Raw genomic sequence first — 20,348 nt, 5'->3', positions numbered from 1 at the left:
CCACAGCCGTCGACCTGCCACCACTCTGCCCCCCTGGACTACGTCTGGTGGTCATGTCGTGCGGAACCCGGGAAGTATTACGGCGAGCATCACCCGATCGGATGTACGTGGTGACAATTCGTATGTCGAGAACGTCGGTCCAGGATCGACACCGGGGTGGACGACGTGGACACCGAGGAGAGGACGACGATGGACGCAGCGCAGGAGTACCGCGAGACCGCGGCACGGTTCACCCAGCTCGTGGATGGCGTGCCCGACGACGCGACGTGGGACGCGCGCTCTCCGGTCCCGGCGTGGACCGCCCGGGACGTCGTGGGCCACCTCGTCGGGTGGTTCCCTTCGTTCCTCTCGGGCGGGGCCGGGGTCGACCTGCCGTCGGGACCCGACGTCGGGACGGACCCGGCGGGGGCCTGGCGGACCATGAGCGACGGTGTCCAGGCGCTCCTCGACGACCCCGCCACCGCCGGGAAGGAACTCGTGAACCCCTACATCGGGACGGTGCCGCTCCCCGAGGCCGTGTCCCGGTTCTTCACCACCGACGTCTTCCTGCACACCTGGGACCTGGCGCGCGCGACCGGGCAGGACGAGCGCCTCGACCCCGACCGCTGCGCCGCGCTCCTCGAGGGCATGCTCCCGCTCGACGAGCTCCTGCGAACCTCCGGGCAGTACGGGCCGCGGGTCGACGTCGCCGAGGACGCCGACCCGCAGACCCGCCTGCTCGCCTTCATCGGCCGCGACGTGGCGGCACCGCGTCAGGCCACCGAGGCGTAGGTGTTGCCGACCTTCGCGCTCTCGATCGTGTACTGCGCGGCCTGGGTGATCGCGGAGTCGCGGTAGAGGCCCATCTTCCAGTAGGAGCTCGTGGTGGCGGTCGACGCGGCGCTCGTCGGGTAGAGCGTCCCGCCGGCGGGCTTGTAGCCCGCGAGCACCTGGGTGCCGTTGCGCCAGACGTCGACCGTGCCCTTGCTCGGGTCCCGGGAGAAGAACACGTGGATGACGAGGTCGATCCGCTGTCCCGTCGTCGCCGGCGCGAGGGGCTTGGCGAAGGTCCGCGGGCCGGCCGGGTAGCCGTACCCGCCCTCGAGGTTGAGGTTGCCGCCCCCGACGGTGATCTCCAGGGGCGGTGAGCCGGTGCCGTCGTTCTTCCACTGCGTGATGACCTGCCAGGTGTTCACCTGCGTCGGGAAGCCGGCCGGCAGGTAGAAGGAGAACCGGAAGTAGCGGTCCTGACCCTCACCGAACTCGGCCGTCGTCGGGACGATCTCGGAGCGGGTCCCGCCGCCGGGCATGGTGAACTGCGCGGACTTCGCGCCGGACGTGACCGGCGAGTTGACGATGACCGGCGCGTTCGCGCCCACGTTGTTCCACGGGGTGTCGTCGAAGTTGCCGAAGCCCGCACCGGTGAAGTTCGAGTCCCACACCTGCTGGGTCTGACCCGGCAGCGAGGTGGTCGTCGTGGTGGGCGGCGGCACCGTCGTCGTGGTCCGGGGGGGCGCGGTCGTGGTGGTGGTCGGCGGCGGCGGGGTCGTCGTGGTCGGCCGCGTGGTGGTGGTCGGCGGCGGAGCGGTGGTGGTCGTGGTCGGCGGTGTCGAGAGCGCCGGCACGGCCCACTTCTGCGCGGCGACGTTCGCGCAGGCCACGATCGTCATGACGACCTGCGCGGCGATGCGGTTGCCCTGCGGCGCGAGGCACAGGCTCGAGTTCTGGTTCTGCACGTAGCCCGCGACGTAGAAGTTCCAGCGCTGCGAGACGGCGCCGGAGCAGGTGGCGAGCACCACGCGGGTCCCCGGGGCGGTGGCGCTGCCGGCGGCGTCGGCGCAGAGGTTCTGCACGCGCAGCGTGCCGTCGCTCCAGCGCGACCACTGCTGCCCCGGGTTCGTCCCGCAGACGGCGAGCCACAGCGGGTTGTTGACCGCCGCGACGTTGTTGGCGTTCTCCAGGCAGCCGCCCGCGGAGTTCGCGACCCGCCCGGTGACGACGGCGGCGTCCGCCCGCCCCGGCGTCACACTGGCCAGGACACCCACCAGCAGGGCCAGAGCACCCAACACGGACACGAGGGCCCATGTGCGACGGTGTGGCGCCCTCGCCCGCCCGATCTCACTGTCCGTCATCCCGCTCCTCCGTTGCGTGACCAGTCGCTTCGGGATTCGCTCGGAGGACACCGTTCATTAGTCCGAACGGACTACACGACCGGGTGATCACGGGATGGTCACGGCAGGGGAAGGTTCCCGACGATGCCTCGCCCGGCCGCGCTCGCCGCCGCCGCCCTGCCTCCGCTGCTGCTCGCCGGGGTGGGACTCACCCACCCCCTCGTGCTCACCCCGGAGACCGCGCCCTGGTGGCGTGACCTGCACGTGATCGGGTTGGTGGCGTTCCCGCTGCTGGCGCTCGGCCCGTGGGTCGTCGTGCGGGGCCGCGGGTGGCTGCTGGAGGGCACGGTGGTCGTCCTGGGCCTCGTGTACGCCTGCTTCTACACCGCGCTCGACGTGCTGGCCGGGATCGGCGGCGGCCACGAGACGGTGGTGCTCGGGCCGGGCCCGTGGGTGTCGGCACTGTTCGGCATCGCCGACCGGCTCGTCGTCCCGGGCGTCTACGCCTACCTCGCCGCCGCGGTCGTCGGCGGGATCACGGCGGTGATCGTGACCCCCGGGCCGCGGCGCGCCGTGGCCGTCGTCGGCACCGTCCTCGTCGTCGGCGGCGCGTACTCGTTCCTGACGAGCCACATCTACTACCCCGTCGGGGTCCTGACGACGGTGGTGCTCGCGGTCGGCTGGACCGCGCTGGCGGCGGTGGTCCCGCCGGTCGCGCGGTCGGTCAGGTCGACGCCGCGGCGGCGGCAGCCTGTTCCCACATGAGCAGGACGACGGCGAGGGTGAAGACGGCGAGCGGGGTCGGCATGCCGGGCAGGTCGGCCTCGGCGTCGCCGCGCCAGGTGCCGGTCCGCCGGATGCTGCCCACCGGCTCCTCGGACTCCGGGTCGGCCACCCATTCCTGGTCGGCCTTCCAGACCGAGCGGCGCCGGAAGTGGAACGTCCCCTCGGGCGTGATGATCGACCACCGCTTGCGCCCGATGCGCTCGGCCCGGGCGAGCTCGTCGTCGCCACGGGTCAGCGTGTACTGGGTGCCGGTCCAGGTCGACTGCACCTCGTAGCCGACGCCGTCGAGGGTGTAACGCACCGCCGAGCGCCACCCCTTCGCCTCGAGGACGAGCAGGGGTGCATCGTCCTCGCGGACCTCCCAGCGAGAACGCAGCGACGACACCCGATGGGCCTCCAGCACGGGGGAATCAGACCAGTCGGACAGGCCCGCTTCAACCCGGGTGTCGACCCCGCGGCGGGGTGCCTGTCGGCCGGTCGGGCGTGGGAGTCATGCTCCGTGGGCAGGGAGAGACCACGGGGGCCGTCGCTCGTTGGGGCGTGGGGGTCGTCGTGGGCGGCGACGGGACTTCCCGGGAGGCGGTGGACGTGCTCGCACCGGGCCGACGGTCGACCGTCCCGTGGTCGCCGTCGGCCACCAGCCGGGACGACCCCGCCCGGTGGCGGCCCGAGCTGCAGGGCCTGCGGGCCCTCGCGTGCGCCCTCGTCGTGATCTTCCACGTCTGGTCGGACCGGGTGTCCGGCGGCGTGGACGTCTTCTTCGTCATCACCGGCTTCCTGTTCGCCGGGCAGCTGGTGCGGGCCGCCGAGCGCGGGACGCTCGACCTCGTCACCACCTGGGGGCGCATGCTGCGCCGCCTGGTCCCGACGACGGCCGTGGTGCTGCTGGGATGCGTGGCCGCCGGCTGGTTCATCGTCCCCGAGAGCCGGTGGCCGCAGACGATCCGCGAGGTCGGCGCCTCGGCCGTGTTCCTGGAGAACTGGCGGCTCGCGGCCGACTCCGTCGACTACTACGCCGCGCACAACACGGCGAGCATCGTCCAGCACCTCTGGTCGCTGTCGATCCAGGGCCAGTTCTACCTGCTCTTCCCCCTGGTCGTCGGGCTGCTCGCCGTCCTCGCCCGGCGGTCGCGGACGCCGGTGCGCCGAGTCGTCGTCGGCGCCCTGGCCGGGCTCACGGTCGTCTCGCTGGCCTACTCGGTCGTCCTCACCGCCACCGACCAGAAGCTCGCCTACTTCGACTCGCTGACCCGGCTCTGGGAGTTCACGGTCGGCGGGCTGCTGGGCCTCCTGATCACCGCGTTCGCCCTCCCCGTGGGCGTCCGCATCGTCGCCGGCTGGGTCGGCGTGGTCGCCCTCGCGGCGTGCGGGGTCGTGCTCGACGTCGAGGGCGGTTTCCCCGGCTACCTGGCGCTCTGGCCGGTGCTCGCCGGCTGCCTGGTCCTCGCGGCCGAGCGGACCGGCTCGGCCCTCGGTGCCGACCGCTGGCTCTCGGCGGCCCCGATGCAGTACCTCGGGCGCATCAGCTTCCCGCTCTACCTGTGGCACTGGCCGGTGCTGCTGCTGGCGCTGCTCGCCACCCACCGCGAGCAGGCCGGCGCACTCGGCGGGGTGCTGGTGGTCGCCGTGTCCCTCGTCCTCGCGGCCCTGACCGACCGGCTCGTCGACCAGCCGATGGCCCGGGCCCGCCGTTGGCGCGGGGCCGGGTACCGCTCGGGCACCGTCGCGATCTGCGCGGTCCTGCTCGTGACGCTCGGCTGGCACGTCGTCACGGTCGCCCGGGCGGTCCCGAGCGGCGTGCCCGGCGACGCGAACCACCCGGGTGCGATGGCCCTCGCCCCCGGCTTCGTCTACCGCGGTGCACCGGCACCGAAGCCCATCCCGCCCGCCGTGTCGGCCTACGAGGACTGGGTGCAGTACCAGGACGACTGCCACCCCGCGCCCGGCGAGCCGGACCTCGAACGCTGCACGTTCGTGGCCGCGCCACGCCCGGACGCGCCGACCGTCGTCGTCATCGGCGACTCCCACATGCAGCAGTTCCTCCCGGCGCTCGTCCCCGTCGCCCGGGCGCGCGGGTGGCGGGTCGACACCCTCATCCGACCGGGATGCCCCTTCTCGACGACGTCGGAGTCGAACGTCGGCGAGGTGGCCTGCATCGAGCACAACCGGGCGGCGATCGACGAGGTGCTGCGCACCCGTCCCGCGGCCGTGGTCGCGGCGGCGAGCCACGACGTGCGCACCGGGGACACCGAGCAGACGGGCCCCGGCATGCTCGACGCCTGGCGGATCCTGGGCGCCGCCGACATCCCGGTGCTCGCCGTCCGGGACAACCCCCGCTACGGCTACCCGCCGTCGAGCTGCGTGGACAACTACCGCCGGGGCGCCCCGGAGTGCGACGTCCCGCGCGCCGGGCTCTACTCGTCCACGCCGCCGATCCGCTCGCTGTCACTGCCCCCGACGGTGTCCTACCTCGACCTCGCCAACTGGATCTGCGGCCCCCGCACCTGCGACCCCGAGGTCGGCAACGTGACGGTCTACCTCGACGACAACCACCTGACGGCGACGTTCACCGCCTCCCTGGCGCCGGTGGTCGGCCCACGGCTGGCGGCACTCGTCCACCGGTGAGCCACGCCCGGTGGGCGACGACCCGGCGCACCTCGCGCGCCGGTCGACGCGGCGGGCCTCGACGTCGGGGCCGCGGCCGGTCTTCCATGACGACGTGGCCTCCCTGCACCGACGCGCCCGGCACGCCCTGCGAGTCCGTCTGCTCGACGCGGTCGCGGACGCGACGGCCCCCGCGCTCGCGGACCTGCGGCGCGAGCAGGACCGGCGGTTCGAGGAGCTCTCGGCGCAGCTGCGGGACCTCCGCGAGGCGATGCACGCCCGCGAGGTGCGCGACCGCCGGGACATGCTGGCCGCCGGCGAACGGGAGGCGGTCGGGTCGAGCGCGGCCTTCGTCCGGGAGGCCATGGCCGGCGCCCGCACCTTCCCCACGCCGCACGAGACGCTCGCGCACGCACTGTCCCTCGCCCCGACCGGCGGGATGGCACTGGAGTTCGGCGTGTACAGCGGCCGCACCCTGCGTCAGATCGCGGCCGCCCGCGCGGGCTCCGGGGTGTACGGCTTCGACTCGTTCGAGGGCCTCCCGGAGGACTGGCGGGCCGGCTTCCGCGCGGGCACGTTCGCGGTCGAGGAGCTCCCGACGGTCGAGGGGGCCGAGCTCGTCGTCGGGTGGTTCGCCGACACGCTGCCCGCCTTCCTCGCAGAGCACCCGGGGCCGGTGGACCTGCTCCACCTCGACGCCGACCTGTACTCCTCCACGACCACCGTCCTCGAGCTGGTGGGCCCCCGCCTGCGGCCCGGCTCGGTCGTCGTGTTCGACGAGTACCTCAACCACCCGGGCTGGCAGGACGGCGAGCACCGGGCGTGGCGGGAGTACGTCGCCGCCCACGACGTCGACTTCGTCTACGAGGCCTTCACCCACGACAACGAGCAGGTGGTCGCCGTCGTCACCGGGATCCGTGACGTCGCGGCGCCCGCCGCCCGGCCGGCCTCCGGCACCGGCGGCCGGGCCTGACCCGGTCGTCTCCTACGCTGCGGGGAGCACAGTCGGGGAGAGGGTTGGGCTCGTGACGGACCTGCAGACCGAGACGATGCGGCCCGCCCGGTCGGCCGCAGCGACCGGGCGGCTGGTGGTGCAGCGCGGGCTGTTCACCGGGCCCGTGCCCGAGATCCCCGACGAGATGTACGTCGAGGTCATCGCCGGGCACGCCGAGCGCCGCCGCGCCCACGTCCGCGTCGGCCCCTTCGGCCGGGTCTCCACCAACACCTACTTCGGGCGGTTCCCCGCCGCCTACTGGCAGCGCTGGACCACGGCCCGCTCCGTGCGCTTCGAGGGCCGCATCCGCGGCGCCGGCCGCGTGATGCTGCGCGCCTCGGACACCAACGGTGTCCCGCGCACCGTCGCGGTCCACGACGCCGAGGCCGAGGACGTCCGGCTCGAGGCCCGGCTCGACCGGTTCCTCGACGGGGGCGGCCTGTGGGTCGAGCTCGTCACCGACGACGCCGAGCTCCTGCTCGAGGACGTCCGCTGGACGGTCGAGGCGCCCGCGGTGCCGCGCCACACCAGCATCGTCATCTGCACCCACAACCGGGCCGACGACTGCGCGGCCACCCTCACCGCCCTCGCCGACGACCCCGGGGCGACCGCGCTCGTCGACGAGATCATCGTCGTCGACCAGGGCACCGACCCCGTCGAGAGCCGCCCCGCCTTCGACGTGGTGAGCGCCGTGCTGGGCGAGCAGCTGCGCTACCTCCGGCAGCCGAACCTCGGCGGTTCCGGCGGCTTCACCCGCGGCCTGCACGAGGTCGTCACGACGGCCGGCGAGGTGCCCACCGACGCGCTGTTCATGGACGACGACGTGCGTTGCGAGCCCGAGGTCGTCGTCCGCCTCTCGGCGTTCGCGCAGTACACGAGCCACCCGACCATCGTGGGCGCGCAGATGCTCAACCTGCTGCACCCCACCCAGGTCCTGGCCGGGGCCGAGTACGCGGTGCTCGAGGACCTGACCAACGGCCACGTCTCCCCGGGCGCCGTCGGCGAGTCGGACGTCACCGCCTACCTGCCGGACGGCACGAAGAACGTGCAGGACCGCCGGGTCGACGCGGGCTACACCGGCTGGTGGTCGTGCCTCATCCCGGTCGAGGTCACGCGGGCCATGGGCTACCCGCTGCCGCTGTTCTTCCAGTGGGACGACGTCGAGTACAGCTACCGCGGCCGCGCGCACGGCGTCCCGACGGTGACGCTGCCCGGCGCCGGGCTGTGGCACGCCGACTTCCCGTGGAAGGACTGGGACGACTGGCACCGCTACTTCAACCTGCGCAACGCCATGATCACCTCGGCGCTGCACAGCGGGTTCCCGGTGCGGCACGTGGCGGCGACCCTCGGTGAGCTGCTCGGCCGCTACCTGCTGTCCATGAACTACGGGCTGGCGGCGACCCTGATCCGCGCCGTCGAGGACTTCCTGGCCGGGCCGGACGTGCTGCGCGACGGCGGGGTCGACGCCACCGCCCGCATCCGGGCCGAGCGGTCCTCCTACCCGGAGACGGTGATGCACCCGATCGCCGAGGCGCCGACCCTCGGACCCGCCCAGATGCCCGTCGTCCGCGCCGGCGGGAAGCCGACGCGGACGAAGGCCGTCTGGGCCAAGCGGATCGTGCAGCAGGTGACCGGCCGGGTGCCGTTCCACGAGGGCCTCGTCGGGGCCGGCGAGGCCGACTGGTGGCACATGGCCCTGTTCGACCGGGTCGCGGTCACCGACGCGGGCCAGGCGGGGGTCCGGGTACGGCAGCGCGACCCCGAGCTGCTGCGGCGGCTCGGTCGGAACGGCGCGGCGGTGCTCTGGCGGCTCGTCCGCGAGGGCGACGCGGCGGCGGGGCGCTGGCGCGCCGCGGCACCGCAGCTCACGGGCGTCGACAACTGGCGACGCCTGTTCGGGATCGACTGAGTCGCGGACGGGGGGCCGGCCCGCGGGTCACGGGCCACCTCTCCCCGGGGGCCGACGGGCGCCTTGCTACGTTCGGCGATGCCCCCCTCCCGTCGTGACCCGGAGCACCACGCGTGACCGCCACCCCGCAGGACCTCGCGGCCCGGACCTCGGCGAGCACCGAGCCGCCCGTGTCCCGGGGCTGGTCGGTGGCCGCGGTCGTCACGGCGGTCGGCGGGGTGGTCGCGATCGTCTGCGCGGTCCTCCTGCCGCTGCTCCCGGTGTCGGTCGACCGGCCGGTGATCTCCTGGCCGCAGCAGCCGGGTGCGCCGCAGTCGACGGACCTCGGGCTCGTCGCGCAGCGTCCCGTCGCGCTCGACGTCCGCTTCACCTGCGCCGACGTGGCGGCGGCCGCGCGGACCGCCGACGGGGTCGTCGTGTCGACGTTCCGCCCGGGCTTCCCGGCCGCGGAGGCCGCCGGGCTCAGCGCGGTCGTGCGCGGCGACCGGCTCGTGGTGACCACCCGCGGGCAGACGGTGTCCGACGGGCCCGCCTCGGCCTGTGACGTCGCGATCCACGGCGACCTCGGCGGGCTCGTGACGACGGTCGACGGCGCCGTGGTGAGCCGCCTGCCCGGGACGTCGCAGCCGGACGTCGACGCGCTGGTCAGTTCGCTGTCGAGTGCGCCGGGGCTGCAGGTCCGGCTGTCCCCGGACGACGAGTTCGCCACCTCGCCGACCCCGCTCAAGGTCGTCGTCCTGGTCGTCCTGGTGCTCGCCGTCGTCGTCGCGCTCGTCGGGCTCGGGCTGCTCGACCGGGAGCGGCCCGGGAGTCCGGAGCGGGTCCGGTGGCGTCGGCCCGCCGTGGTCGACGTCCTCGTCCCGCTGGTGATGCTCGCGTGGACCTTCATCGCGCCCACCACCGACGACGACGGCTACTACTCCGCGATGGCGGCGAACGTGCCCTTCTCGGGCTTCGTCGGGAACTACTACCAGCTCTACGACCAGGCGTTCACGCCCTACACCTGGATCTACTACGCCCTCGCCGGCTGGCAGGGCGTCGCCGGGACGAGCCCCGTCGTCCTCCGCCTGCCCGCGTTGGCGTTCGGGCTGGCGACCTGGTTCCTGGTGCGTGCCTTCACCCGGCCGCTCCTCGAGGGCCGGGTGGTGGGCCGCGTCCTCCCCGTCGTCCTGGGCGCCGCCTTCCTCGCCTGGTGGCTCCCGTACGACATGGGGGTGCGGCCCGAGGCGGTCGTCGCCGCCAGCGTGATGGCCAGTTCGGTGGCGCTCATGCGGGCCGTCGAGCGGGACCGGCTGCTGCCGATGGGCCTCGCGGTCGCCGCGGCGGGGGTGGGCTTCACCGCCGGCACCACGGGCTTCGTCGCGCTGGCGCCGCTGCTCGTCGGGGCGCCCGCGTGCTGGCGGGTGCTGCGGGCCCGCGGCCGGCACGTCGCCCTGCCCGCCCTGGTCGGCGTCGTCGCGGCCGGGGGCGTCGTCTCGTTCCTGGCCTTCGCCGACGGCTCGCTGCGCGACTTCCTGCGCGCCCAGCAGATCTTCCGCGGCCTGCAGTACCCGGAGAGCTGGTCCACCGAGATCGTGCGGTGGAACTACCTGCTCAGCGACACCGCGCCGATGGGCAGCTACGCCAAGCGCCTCCCCGTCCTGCTCACGTTGTTCGTCCTCGTCGGCTTCCTCCTCCTGGCGGCGGGTCGACGCGGTTGGCCGCCGCGACTGCGGTTCGCGGGCCTGACGACCCTGCTCGGGTTCCTGCTGCTGTGGATGACCCCGAGCAAGTGGACCCACCACTTCGGTTCGTTGGCGGGGATCGGCACGGTCGTCCTCGCCGGCGTCCTCGTCCTCGGCCCCGGGCTGGCCCGGGCGCACCCCGACCGGCCCGTGCGGTGGCCGGTCGGCGTCGGGGCGCTCGTCGGCCTCGCGTTCGTCGTCGCCCTGTCGATGAACGGGCCCAACACCTGGGCGTACTCCTGGCTGCTCGGCATGCCTCACCCGACCGAGGCGCCGGCGGTGTCCTTCGTGCGCTTCGGGTCGCCGGTGTGGTGGCTGCTGGGCGCCGTGGTGGTGACGGTCGCGATCGGGGTGCTGGCGCGCCGGCGGGGCCGCCCGCTCGGGGCCGGGTCCGCCCTGACCGCCGTGCCGGTCGTGGCGACGGTGGCCCTCCTCGTCTCGCTGACGTACCTGCTGGGGAGCTTCGGGTACGCCGCCGTGCGCACCCTGGACACCTACTCCCCGGGCGCCGACGCCCTTCGGGACCCGCTGGCGAGCCGGTGCGGGGCCGAGCAGGCCGTGGAGGCCCTCGACCCACGCACGGCCCGGGTGCTCCCGACGGCGGAGGGCGCCCCGACCGCCGACGGCGACGCCTTCCCGGGCGGGACGTGGTCCCCGTCGAGCCCGCCCCCGGTGACGGGGGTGCCGGTCTGGGGCAGCCACCGGCCGGGACCGGACGGCGTGACGCCCGCGGACGGCGCGGGGACGGGCACGTTCACCACGCCCTGGTACGCCCTGCCGACGGACGCCGACGCGCTGCCGGTCTCGCTCTACGTCTCGGGGCGGACCGGGGACGGCGACGAGGTGCGCGCGGAGTTCCGGACCCCGACGGGCGTCGTCGAGGCCCCCCGTCTCGGCCAGGGCCAGGGCGGGAAGGCCGTCGACGCCCGGGAGTGGCGCTCGGTCACGCTCGACGGCCCGGCCTCGCCGCCGCCGGGGGCCACGGAGGTCCGCCTGGTCGTCGTCGACGGCGACGCCGGGACGGGGGGCTGGACGGCGGTCACCGCGCCGCTCGTGCAGCGGTGGACGCCGTTGGCGGACCTGGTGCCGCCGGGCTCGGCGACCGCGGTCGGCTGGCCGACGGCCTTCATGTTCCCCTGCCTGCGCGCCCCGCGGGCGGCCGACGGTGTCAGCGAACCCGTCGCCACGGTCGTCACCTGGGGCGACCAGCCGCTCTCCGGGGTCTCCGACAGCGCGTTCCTCCCGGTGCGCGGGGGACTGTTCGTGCCGAGCTACCGCAACTCCGCGGTCACCCAGCTCTCGGCCCGCTTCCGGGACGCGCCGCCCGTCCCGATCCAGGTCTACACGCTCCGCGACCCGCTGCCCGACGACCGCTACACGATCGACCCGCGACGGGTCACGGTCCCGGGCTGGCAGCCCGCGCCCAACACGACCTTCTCGGTGCCGGTCGGCGAGGACGGCGTCGTCCGGCCCTGACGCCTGGTCAGCCGGCCTTGGTGAAGACGGCCTCGTAGGCGTCGAGGACGGAGTCGACGCTGAAGTCCGCGGCGGCCGCGGCGCGACCGGCCGCGCGGTCCGGCGGCGTGTCGCGGAGGGCGCGCAGGGCCTCCCGGAGCCCGGCGACGTCGCCGGGCGCCACGATGCGGCCGAACCCGGTGCGCTCCACCGGGAGCCGCACCCCGGGGAGGTCGCTCGCGAGGGCCGGCACCCCGGCGAGCATGCCCACGACCTGCACGATCCCGAAGGCCTCGAAGGCGTTGACCGAGGGCAGGGCGAAGGTGTCGATGGAGGCGTAGAACTCGCCGAGCCGCTCGTCGGGGACGAACCCGAGCAGCTCGACCCGGGGGTCGCCGCCGATGTGGGCCCGGACCCGGTCGACGACGCTGCCGCCGGCGATCCGGCTGTGGTCCCCACCGATCAGGAGGCGGGCGTCGGGATCGTCGAGCCCGAGGAAGGCGTCGACCAGGTGCTCGACGCCCTTCTCCTCGACGATGCGTCCGAGGAAACCGACGTGGAACCCGTCGCCGCGCCGGTAGGTGGGGGCCGCCGGCTCGACCGGCGCGCAGGGTGGCGGGATGGCGACCATGTGCGGGGCGATGTCGGCCCACAGCCGGCTCTGCCGGGCGTAGTCCTCACTGGTCACGATCGTCGCCACCGACCGCCGCAGGCCGCCCCGGTTCGAGCGGTCCACCGCCTCGCGCTGCAGGGCGTTGACCGCGCCCGGGGGGAGGCTCACGTCGCAGTGGTAGGTCGACACCACCGGGATCGGGGCGAGGCGCGTGAGCAGGCCGGCCTCGATGAGCGGGAGGTGCAGGTTCGCGATCCGCGAGCGCCGCATCTCGCGCAACGCCAGGCGGGTGAGGTTGATCCCGATCGTGCCCTTGCCCACCCGGGCCAGCACCGGGGCGCGGACGACGCGGACACCGTTGATCGTCTCGGTGCCCGGCAGCGAGTCGTCGTGCCGGCTCGCGACCACGCACACGCGCCAGCCGCGGGCCGCGAGCCCCTCCGCGACGTCGCGCGCGACGTTCGTCAGCCCCGAGACGTAGGGCGCGTAGTAGGTCAGGACGATGACCAGGTCGTTCTCGACGGGCGACTCGGTGCGAACGATGGTCGCGCCTCCCTGCTCGTGTCGACGAGACCGCCCCCGGCCCCGAGAGGCCCCGCGCAGCCGGTGTCTCGATGCAGAACCCACGGTAGCGGTCCCGCCCCGTCGTCCGGCCACGCCCCGCTCACGGCGGGCGACAGGACGACCCCGAGGGTCAGAGCGTGAAGAGCCAGACGTCCCCGACGAAGGCCCCCGGGCGCCCGGTGACCGCCCGGACCCACCCCAGGGCGGCGTCGGGGGCGGCGAGCGCTCCGGGTACGACGACGACGGCGGTCACTCCGCGGGACGCGAGGTCGGCCCGGGCCGCCGCGACGTCCCCGCGACCGCCGTCGCCGATCCCGCGCTGGAAGGGTCCGACCTCGCCCTCGTGCACCACGGGGTCGCGCCCGGAGCCGCCGATGAAGTAGCCGCCGGTCTGGCGGAAGGCGAAGCCGGCCGCCGCCTGCCAGCGCAGCGGGTCGCCGCCGCCCCGCATCCAGTCCGAGGTCGGACGGGGCACGAGCTCGACCACCGGCGCCTCGCCGCCGGCCGCGGCGAGACCGGGCGCGCCCGCGGTGAAGAACGCCGGCGACGTCGCGTCCACCGACGGCTGGTCGCCCGCGGGGAGCCAGGTCGCCCCGGCGGCGAGGACCGCCGTCATCGCGAGGACGAGACCGCTGCGGCGCAGCGCGCCCGTGCCGGGCAGGCGGCGCGCGAGGTGCTCGAGGGCCATGGCCCACGTGGCGAGCACCCCGAGCGCGACGAACGGGGCGAACCGTCCCGTCTCCGCCTGGCCGAGGAGCGGCACCGGCTCGAGGACGTGCCAGGGGAGGCGGATGCCGGTGTCCGTGCCGAGGACCACCAGCGACCCGCCGAGCGAGAGCACCGCGAGGACCGCGGTGACGGCGACGGCGACCAGGACGGGGCGGGTCCGCACGATCAGCAGCGTCGCCGCGACGACGAGCAGCATGGCCACGCCCAGGTAGGAACCCTGCTCACCGGGGAACGCGGCCAGCCGGGTCGCGAGCGCGTCGGTGCCCGGCCGGATCGCCGTCAGGGGCGAGGGGACGAGCAGGTTGGCGGCGTCCGCCCCGGTGTCGGCGCCCTCGCGGATCGGTCCGAGCGGGCGGCTCGGCCCGCGGAGCAGGAGCCAGACCGGCCACGCCGTGAGCACCGCGGTGACCATGACCGCGGCGAGGGCCGACCGGCCCACGGCGGGCAGGTTCCGCCATGCTGCCCGCGGGTGGCTGAGACCGAGGACCAGGGCCGCGACGACCAGGGCGACGGCACCGAGCGCCAGCGTCTGCGTGTACACGAGCATCTGGGCCGCCACCCCGAGGCCGAGCAGCGCCCCGGCGAGCCAGGGCCGGCGCGGCGCGGCGAGGACCCGGACGACCGCCCAGAGCACCAGCGGCGGGAAGAGCATCCAGACGAGGTTCACGTGGCCGACCCACGCGTGGCCGACGACGAACGGTGCGAAGCCGTAGAGGAGACCGGCGAGGGCCCGGATCCACCGCGGGCCGACCACCGTCGCCAACGCCCGGTGCGCCGCGAACCCGGAGGCGACGGGGCCGAGGATCATCGCGACGTTGTCGGCCACGACCGGACCCGCCGTCGTCGTCACCGGCGCCAGGAGCACCGCCAGCAGGGGCACCCCGGTGTTCCACATCCCGTTCACGCCCTGGGGGGCGTTCTGCCAGCCCGACGTCAGGGGGTCCAGCCCGCGCCCGAGGGCGAAGGGGGTCCACCCCAGCCACCAGGTGAACAGCGACGCGTCGGTGGACACCCACCCCGCGAACCGGGTGCCGAGGTGTCCGAGGACCTCGTGGAAGAACGCGAGCGACGCCGCCAGGTACGCCGCGACGACGCCGAGCTCGGCCATCACCGCCCGCCGGCGACGCGCCGGGGGCGCGGTCGTCGGGGGCTCGTCGACGAGCGACGGCGGGGACGTCGTGGTGGTCAGAGCGGCCTCCCGGACGTGGTCGACTCACCGGAGTCGCTCGGGGAATCCTACGAGCGTGGCGCGGCCCGCCGTGGGAGCGCCTCACACGCCGCGCGCCCCCGCGCTTGTTAGCGTCCTCGCGGCAGGAGCGAGGCTCACGACGGACGCGGACGAACGGAGCGATGCGTGGCTGAGGGCACCGTGGACGGTGTCGCCGAGAGCCGGGACCTGCCCCCGGAGGGACGCTCCGCCCGGCTGAAGGACGCCCTGCGCGGCGCCGCGCTGCGCCTGCGCGGCCGCAGGCCCGGGTCGGAGGCGGGCACCGGGCCGGAGGCGGACGCGGCGCCCGACGCCTTCTCCCCGGACGACGACGGCCCGGACCGTTGGGGGCCGTCGGACTGGGGGCTGGACGGGCTCCTCGTCGCCCGGGTGATCGCCGTGGCGGCCGCGGTGGTGGCGGTCGTCAGCGGCGTCGCGCTGCCGTTCGCGCCGGTCGAGCAGAACGTGCCCCGCATCTCCTGGCCCCTGGACGTCGTCCGGCCGGAGTCGACGATGCTCGCCCTGCGGGCCTACAAGCCCGAGGCGATCGACGTCGGGTTCAGCTGCGGTGCGGCCCGCGCCGCCGGGGCCACGGCCGACGGGTACCTCCTGACGACGATGGCGCCCACCGCGGCCGGCTTCGACGACCGCGCGCTTGCGATCCGGGTCCGGGCGGACGAGCTCACCGTGCGCAGTGGCGGGCAGCAGATCGCCACCGAGCGCCTGCCCGACGGGCCGTGCTCCTACCGCGTCGTCGGTACCGGGACGAACGTCGCCGCGTTCCGGGACGGCCGTCCGCTGGGGGCCGTCGCGCCCCGGATCGGGCAGGCGGACCCCGACGAGATCCAGAGCGTCCCGCCCGACTCCCTGCCGGCTCCCCGCGCGATCACCGCCCTCCCGGACGTCGACGTCCTGCACACGTCGCTCACCGCCCTCCCCGGCGCGACCGCGAGCGACCTGGCGGTGCGGGTCACGGTCGACGACCGCTACGCGAGCACCCCGAGCCCGCTGAAGCACGGGCTGATCACCGCGGCCGTGCTCGCCGTGCTCGTGTCCCTGCTCGCCACCGCGGCCGCGATCCTGCTCGCCCGCCGCCGGGTGCCGCGCACCGATCCGGAGCGGGGACCGCCCCGGTGGCGCCGCGTGCTGTCGTGGGCCGCGGGCCAGCGACCCCGGGTCGTGGACCTCGTCGTCCTCGCCGCGCTGGCGGTCTGGGCGTTCCTCGCCCCGCTGGCCGACGACGACGGGTACTACCGCTCGATGGCGGCGAACATCCCGTTCTCGGGCTACCTGCCGCAGTACTACCAGGTGTTCACCCAGGGCTTCACGCCCTTCACCTGGCCGTACTACGTCCTGTCGTGGTGGCAGCAGCAGGCCGGGATGGCGCCGGTGGTGCTCCGCGTCCCGTCGGTCGTCCTCGGCGTGCTCACGTGGCTCCTGGTCCGCAGCTTCGTGGCCCGGGCCCACGGCCTCGCCGCCCCGTGGCGGGAGCACCGCCTCGCCGCCGCCGCGACGCGGGTCGTCCTCGCGGTCGCGTTCCTCGCCTGGTGGCTGCCCTACGACATCACCACCCGCCCGGAGCCCTGGACCGCCGCCTTCGCCGCGGCCACCCTCGTCGTCGTCGCCGAGGGCCTGGAGCGGGAGCGGGTCGACCTGCTGGGCCTCGCGGTCGGTCTCGGCTCGATCGGCCTGATGACCGGGACGACCGGGTTCATCTGTCTGGCGCCGCTCCTCGTCGGGGCGCCCGCGACCTGGCGGCTGCTGCGCCGCCGCGCCAGCCGCTGGTGGGAGCTGCCCGCCCGGTGGCTGGTGATCGTCGCGCCCGGCGCGCTCGGCGCGGTCGTGGGCTTCGCCGACGGCACCTACGGCGACTTCGTCCGCTCGCAGCAGATCTTCGCGCCGATCCAGCGCGCCGAGACGTGGTACCTCGAGTTCGAGCGCTACGCCCTCCTGCTCGACGAGACGAGCCGGTTCGGGGCCTACGCGAAGCGCACCGCGATCCTGGTCTGCCTGCTGGCGCTCGTCTGGTTCCTCGTGACGACGCTCGTGGCCCGGGCCGGCGGGGTGCGGGTCCCGCCCCGGCTCATGCTGGCGGGGTGGTCGACCGCGTTGGCGTTCCTCCTCCTGCTGCCGACCCCCAGCAAGTTCCCGCACCACCTCGGGGCGATCGTCGGCCTCGGCTCGGCGTTCCTCGCCCTGCTGCTCGTCGCGCTGCCCGGCCTCGTGCAGGGGATCGCGCAGGCGCGCGGGGGCCGGCTCCCCTGGCCGGGGATCGTCGCCGGTGCGGCCGCCGCGGTCCTGGTCGCGGCCCTCGCCGGGCACGGCCGGAACCGGTGGGCCTTCATGTGGGGCCTCGGCCAGCCGTCGTGGCTCGACTACCCCTCGGTCAAGGGCTACTACTTCGACCGGCCGGTCCTCTGGGCAGCGGTCCTCGTCGGGGTGCTCGTCGTCGTGCTGGCCGTGACGACCTTCCTCCGCCGGTCCTGGCGCCCGTACGCGCTGGTCCTCGCCGTCCCGGTGCTCTGCGTCCTCGCGATGCTCGCGACCACCACGCGCATGGTCGCCGACTTCGCGCTCGCCGCCGACCGCACGTCGACCACCTACTCGCCCGAGGCGGACGCCTGGCAGGACCCGGACGCGACGCGCTGCGGGGCCCAGCAGGCCCTCGACGTGCTCGGCACCCGGCGCACGCCCCTCACGCCGCTCCTGCCCGTGCCCACGGCCGAGGAGGAGCCGCCCGACCAGGCGTTCCTCCGGGACGCCACGCTGCCCGAGAGCGGCTCCCCCGGCGTCGGGCCCCTGGTCCCGGTGTGGGGCAGCTTCCGCTCCCCGTCGCCGGGACGGACGCCGGAGGCGCGGACCGGCACGTTCGCCACGGGGTGGTTCCGCCTGCCGCCGGGCACCTCGGCCGGGCAGTTCGCGGTGACCTCCCTGGTCTCCGGGCGGACCGGCGACGGCAACACGCTGCGTGCCGAGTACGGCCGGCCCGGCCTCGGGCCCGACGGCGTCGCCACCCTCGGGACGGCCCCCCGCGACCGGGAGGTCGAGTCCGGCGACGGCACCTCGTGGCGCAGCCTCGACCTCTCCCGGGCCACCCCGCCGCCGCCCGGGGCCACCCTGGTCCGGCTCGTCGCCACCGACGCGACCACGGACGTCGGCGGCTGGCTCGCCTTCACCGCGCCCCTGGTGCAGCAGTGGCAGCCGATGAGCACGGTGCTCGACCCCGCCGGGGTGTACACCGTGGCCTGGCAGCAGGCCTTCCTGTTCCCGTGCATCGCCCAGCCCCGCGTCCAGGACGGCGTGACGCAGCCGATGGACGGCTTCCTCGGCTACGGCGCCTCCCGCGGCGAGGCCCTGGCCGACTTCGCCGCCCGCCCGGACAGCGGCGGCATCGTCGGGAACTCCTACCGCGAGGCGTCGGTGACCGAGCGGCGGACGCGGCTGCGCGACTTCCCCGGGACGAACGACGACCTGGTGCTGATGCTCTTCGAGCAGCCCTACCCGACCGAGCGCTACCGGCTCGAGCGGGACACCCGGACGGTCTCCGGGCTCACCCCCTGATCAGCGGGAGCGCAGCAGGAAGACCGAGGACTCGCCGCGGCCGGGTGCCAGCAGCAGCCGCCCGGACAGGAACTGGACGAAGGCCGGCACGGCGTGGCGGGCGGCGTCCACGAGCCTGGGCAGCCGCGAGTAGGGCACGTCCCACAGCCCGTCGGTGCCCTCGCGCTCGACCTCGAACCCGTGGGCGACCAGGAACTCCCGCCACTGCGCGTGCGGCTTGAGGTTGACGTGGGTCGGGTCGTCGAACCCCATCCACGCGTCGCCGGCGAGCTGCCGCCCGCGGCCGGCGGGATCGGGCATGACGACGAGGGCCTGCCCGCCGGGCCGCAGGACCCGGCGCCAGGTGGCCAGCACCGAGGCCGCGGTGTCGTCGTCGAGGTGCTCGAGCACGTGGATGGCGGTGAGGGCGCCGAACCCGTCGGTCGGCAGCGCGTCCGTCGTCGTCGTGATCGCGCAGCCCGGCGCCGTCGCCCGGGCTGCCGCGGCCGACCACTCGGAGAGCTCGAACCCCGACGCCGGGCCCAGGGCCGAGAGCCGCCGCACCAGGTGCCCGGTCCCGCAGCCGAAGTCCAGGTACGGGCCGCCATCGGTGTACCGCGCCACGAGCCGCGTGAACCAGCGGAGCGCCGGCCGGTCCCCGGCCTGGCCGTTGGCCTCGTAGTAGGCCTCGTCGTAGTGGTCGGCCGTGCCGGGGCGGGGTTCGAACGAGCTCATGCGTGCCTCTCGGTCTCCGGGGCCGGGAGGCCCTCGTGCGTGCGGAGCAGCAGCAGGACGCTGACCACGGTGCCGGCGACGGACCCGACCCCGAAGGCGATCTCGCCGGCGACGACCACGCCCGGGACGAGCGCGAAGGTCACGCCCGCCGCGAGCAGTCCGGTCATCCAGCTCAGGGCGACGTCGACGTGCCGGCCGCGGGCCACGTGCACCTGCGTGACCACGACGAGACCCACGTGCGCGAGGACGCCCGCGGTGATGATCGCGAGGTCGAGGCCCCCGATGGAGTAGTCGGCGCCGAAGATCAGCCGGACGATCGGCGGACCGACGAGCCAGGCCGCGGGCACCCCGACGACGACCAGGGCCGCCAGCGCGGCCGCACCCCGACCGAGCAGCCGCAGCACCTCGCCGCGCCGGCCGTCGGCGAGCAGTCGCGTCAACGTCGGGACCACCGCGGACTGCAGCGGCACCACCATGGACAACGGGGCCTTCGCCAGCGTGAAGGCCGCGACGAACACCCCGGCGGCCGCTTGCGCGGTGTCCGGGGCGATGGCGACGACCACCACCGGGAGCCCGTTCAGCAGCAGCTGCGCGCACACCGAGCCGACGAGGAGCGGCATCGCGGCCCGCGCGAGCGCCGACGGCGTGTTGCTCGCGACGTCCTCGGGCGCATCCGGGAACTGCGCCGCGGCGCGGCGCCAGGCGGCGGGCAGGAGGGGGGCGTGGGCCAGCGTGATCGCGGCGACGAGCGCCCAGCAGAAGGCGGCCGCACCCACGTTCCCGACGACCAGCAGCACCGCCGCGATCGCGACGCGCAGCAGGGAGTCGAGGACCATGACCGCGCCGTGGCGCACGAGCCGGTCGGTGCCGATGAGCACCCCGCGGAGCAGGAACTGCACCGCCGAGACGAAGCAGAGCGCCAGCAGGGCCGCGAAGATCCAGACGTGCCCGTCCAGCGACGGCCACACCAACGGGCTGGCGGCGAGCAGGACGACGAGCGCGAGCAGCGCGAGCGCCCCGGCGGTCACCGCACCGGAACGCAGCACCCGTCGTCGGGAACGGCGCAGCGCGAGGCGCCGGGCGAGTTCCTGCTCCAGCGGCAGGAACGGCCCGAAGGCCACGACGAGGGCGAGGGCCCAGAACGCACCGAACGTCGCGTACTCCGCCGGGGGCAGGGCGCGCGCGACGACGGCGAGATAGACGTTGACGAGGAGACCGGAGACGAGGACCCCGACGCCCGCGGAACCCACGAGACGCCGCGCGCCGGGCCCCTCACGGGGCTCGGAGCGGGGCGGATCGGTCGTGGTGCTGATGTGAGGACGATACTGGTGGTCCACGTGCCCTCCGGGCCTCGCCCGACCTTCGGCGCGTTCTCGACCATCCGCGTGACGGGAAGGG

Annotated in this window: 13 protein-coding genes; 7 read left to right on the top strand and 6 right to left on the bottom strand. The window is 75.0% G+C overall.

What is annotated here, in order from left to right; all coding sequences use genetic code 11:
- The first annotated feature begins 189 nt into the window (after positions 1 to 189).
- Positions 190 to 771, top strand: coding sequence for a TIGR03086 family metal-binding protein (locus A3CO_RS0108115; protein ID WP_033414075.1), 582 nt, complete (start codon positions 190 to 192; stop codon positions 769 to 771).
- On the opposite strand, the gene A3CO_RS0108110 is transcribed toward A3CO_RS0108115, so the two are convergent.
- Entirely contained in the window at positions 753 to 2,048 is a 1,296-nt protein-coding gene (locus tag A3CO_RS0108110) for a heparin lyase I family protein (RefSeq protein WP_245561464.1), read from the bottom strand. The genes A3CO_RS0108115 and A3CO_RS0108110 overlap by 19 nt on opposite strands.
- A 186-nt stretch (positions 2,049 to 2,234) precedes the next feature.
- On the opposite strand from A3CO_RS0108110, the gene A3CO_RS30825 reads away from it, so the two are divergent.
- Complete coding sequence (locus tag A3CO_RS30825) at positions 2,235 to 2,855, top strand: hypothetical protein (RefSeq protein ID WP_018331745.1); 621 nt, start codon at positions 2,235 to 2,237, stop codon at positions 2,853 to 2,855.
- Here the strand turns inward: A3CO_RS30825 and A3CO_RS0108100 are convergent.
- Positions 2,815 to 3,279, bottom strand: coding sequence for a hypothetical protein (locus tag A3CO_RS0108100; protein ID WP_018331744.1), 465 nt, complete (start codon positions 3,277 to 3,279; stop codon positions 2,815 to 2,817). The genes A3CO_RS30825 and A3CO_RS0108100 overlap by 41 nt on opposite strands.
- Positions 3,280 to 3,458: 179 nt before the next feature.
- Here A3CO_RS0108100 and A3CO_RS30820 point away from each other — a divergent pair, with 179 nt between their 5' ends.
- From A3CO_RS30820 to A3CO_RS0108080, 4 genes are all read left to right on the top strand, one after another.
- Positions 3,459 to 5,501 (top strand): acyltransferase family protein, encoded by a 2,043-nt coding sequence (locus A3CO_RS30820; RefSeq protein WP_245561463.1) that lies wholly within the window; start codon positions 3,459 to 3,461, stop codon positions 5,499 to 5,501.
- Between the two features lie 94 nt (positions 5,502 to 5,595).
- On the top strand, positions 5,596 to 6,453 hold the full coding sequence (locus A3CO_RS0108090; RefSeq protein ID WP_051085893.1) for a class I SAM-dependent methyltransferase: 858 nt from the start codon (positions 5,596 to 5,598) through the stop codon (positions 6,451 to 6,453).
- Between the two features lie 52 nt (positions 6,454 to 6,505).
- The gene (locus A3CO_RS0108085; protein WP_245561462.1) at positions 6,506 to 8,383 is read left to right on the top strand and encodes a glycosyltransferase; all 1,878 of its coding nucleotides are present in this window, start codon (positions 6,506 to 6,508) and stop codon (positions 8,381 to 8,383) included.
- 113 nt (positions 8,384 to 8,496) lie between these two features.
- Positions 8,497 to 11,583, top strand: coding sequence for an arabinosyltransferase domain-containing protein (locus A3CO_RS0108080; protein ID WP_018331740.1), 3,087 nt, complete (start codon positions 8,497 to 8,499; stop codon positions 11,581 to 11,583).
- Between the two features lie 7 nt (positions 11,584 to 11,590).
- Here the strand turns inward: A3CO_RS0108080 and A3CO_RS0108075 are convergent, their stop codons facing one another.
- Positions 11,591 to 12,802: a glycosyltransferase family 4 protein gene (locus tag A3CO_RS0108075; RefSeq protein WP_018331739.1), complete on the bottom strand. Its 1,212-nt coding sequence runs from the start codon at positions 12,800 to 12,802 to the stop codon at positions 11,591 to 11,593.
- A gap of 67 nt (positions 12,803 to 12,869) precedes the next feature.
- On the bottom strand, positions 12,870 to 14,576 hold the full coding sequence (locus A3CO_RS35485; protein WP_018331738.1) for a hypothetical protein: 1,707 nt from the start codon (positions 14,574 to 14,576) through the stop codon (positions 12,870 to 12,872).
- Between the two features lie 246 nt (positions 14,577 to 14,822).
- Here A3CO_RS35485 and A3CO_RS0108065 point away from each other — a divergent pair, with 246 nt between their 5' ends.
- A complete protein-coding gene (locus tag A3CO_RS0108065; RefSeq protein WP_018331737.1) occupies positions 14,823 to 18,236 on the top strand; it encodes an arabinosyltransferase domain-containing protein in 3,414 nt (1,137 codons plus the stop codon).
- On the opposite strand, the gene A3CO_RS35480 is transcribed toward A3CO_RS0108065, so the two are convergent.
- Both A3CO_RS35480 and A3CO_RS0108055 read right to left on the bottom strand, forming a co-directional pair.
- A complete protein-coding gene (locus A3CO_RS35480; RefSeq protein ID WP_018331736.1) occupies positions 18,237 to 18,950 on the bottom strand; it encodes a class I SAM-dependent methyltransferase in 714 nt (237 codons plus the stop codon). It abuts the gene before it with no gap.
- On the bottom strand, positions 18,947 to 20,200 hold the full coding sequence (locus A3CO_RS0108055) for a polysaccharide biosynthesis protein (protein WP_026204399.1): 1,254 nt from the start codon (positions 20,198 to 20,200) through the stop codon (positions 18,947 to 18,949). The genes A3CO_RS35480 and A3CO_RS0108055 overlap by 4 nt, the downstream gene beginning before the upstream one ends.
- Positions 20,201 to 20,348: the final 148 nt, after the last annotated feature.

The sequence above is a fragment of the Actinomycetospora chiangmaiensis DSM 45062 genome (genome assembly GCF_000379625.1).
GTDB classification, from domain to species: Bacteria; Actinomycetota; Actinomycetes; order Mycobacteriales; family Pseudonocardiaceae; genus Actinomycetospora; species Actinomycetospora chiangmaiensis.
Note: the sequence above shows the minus strand (reverse complement) of the source record. Positions and strands in the feature narration are given on the sequence as shown.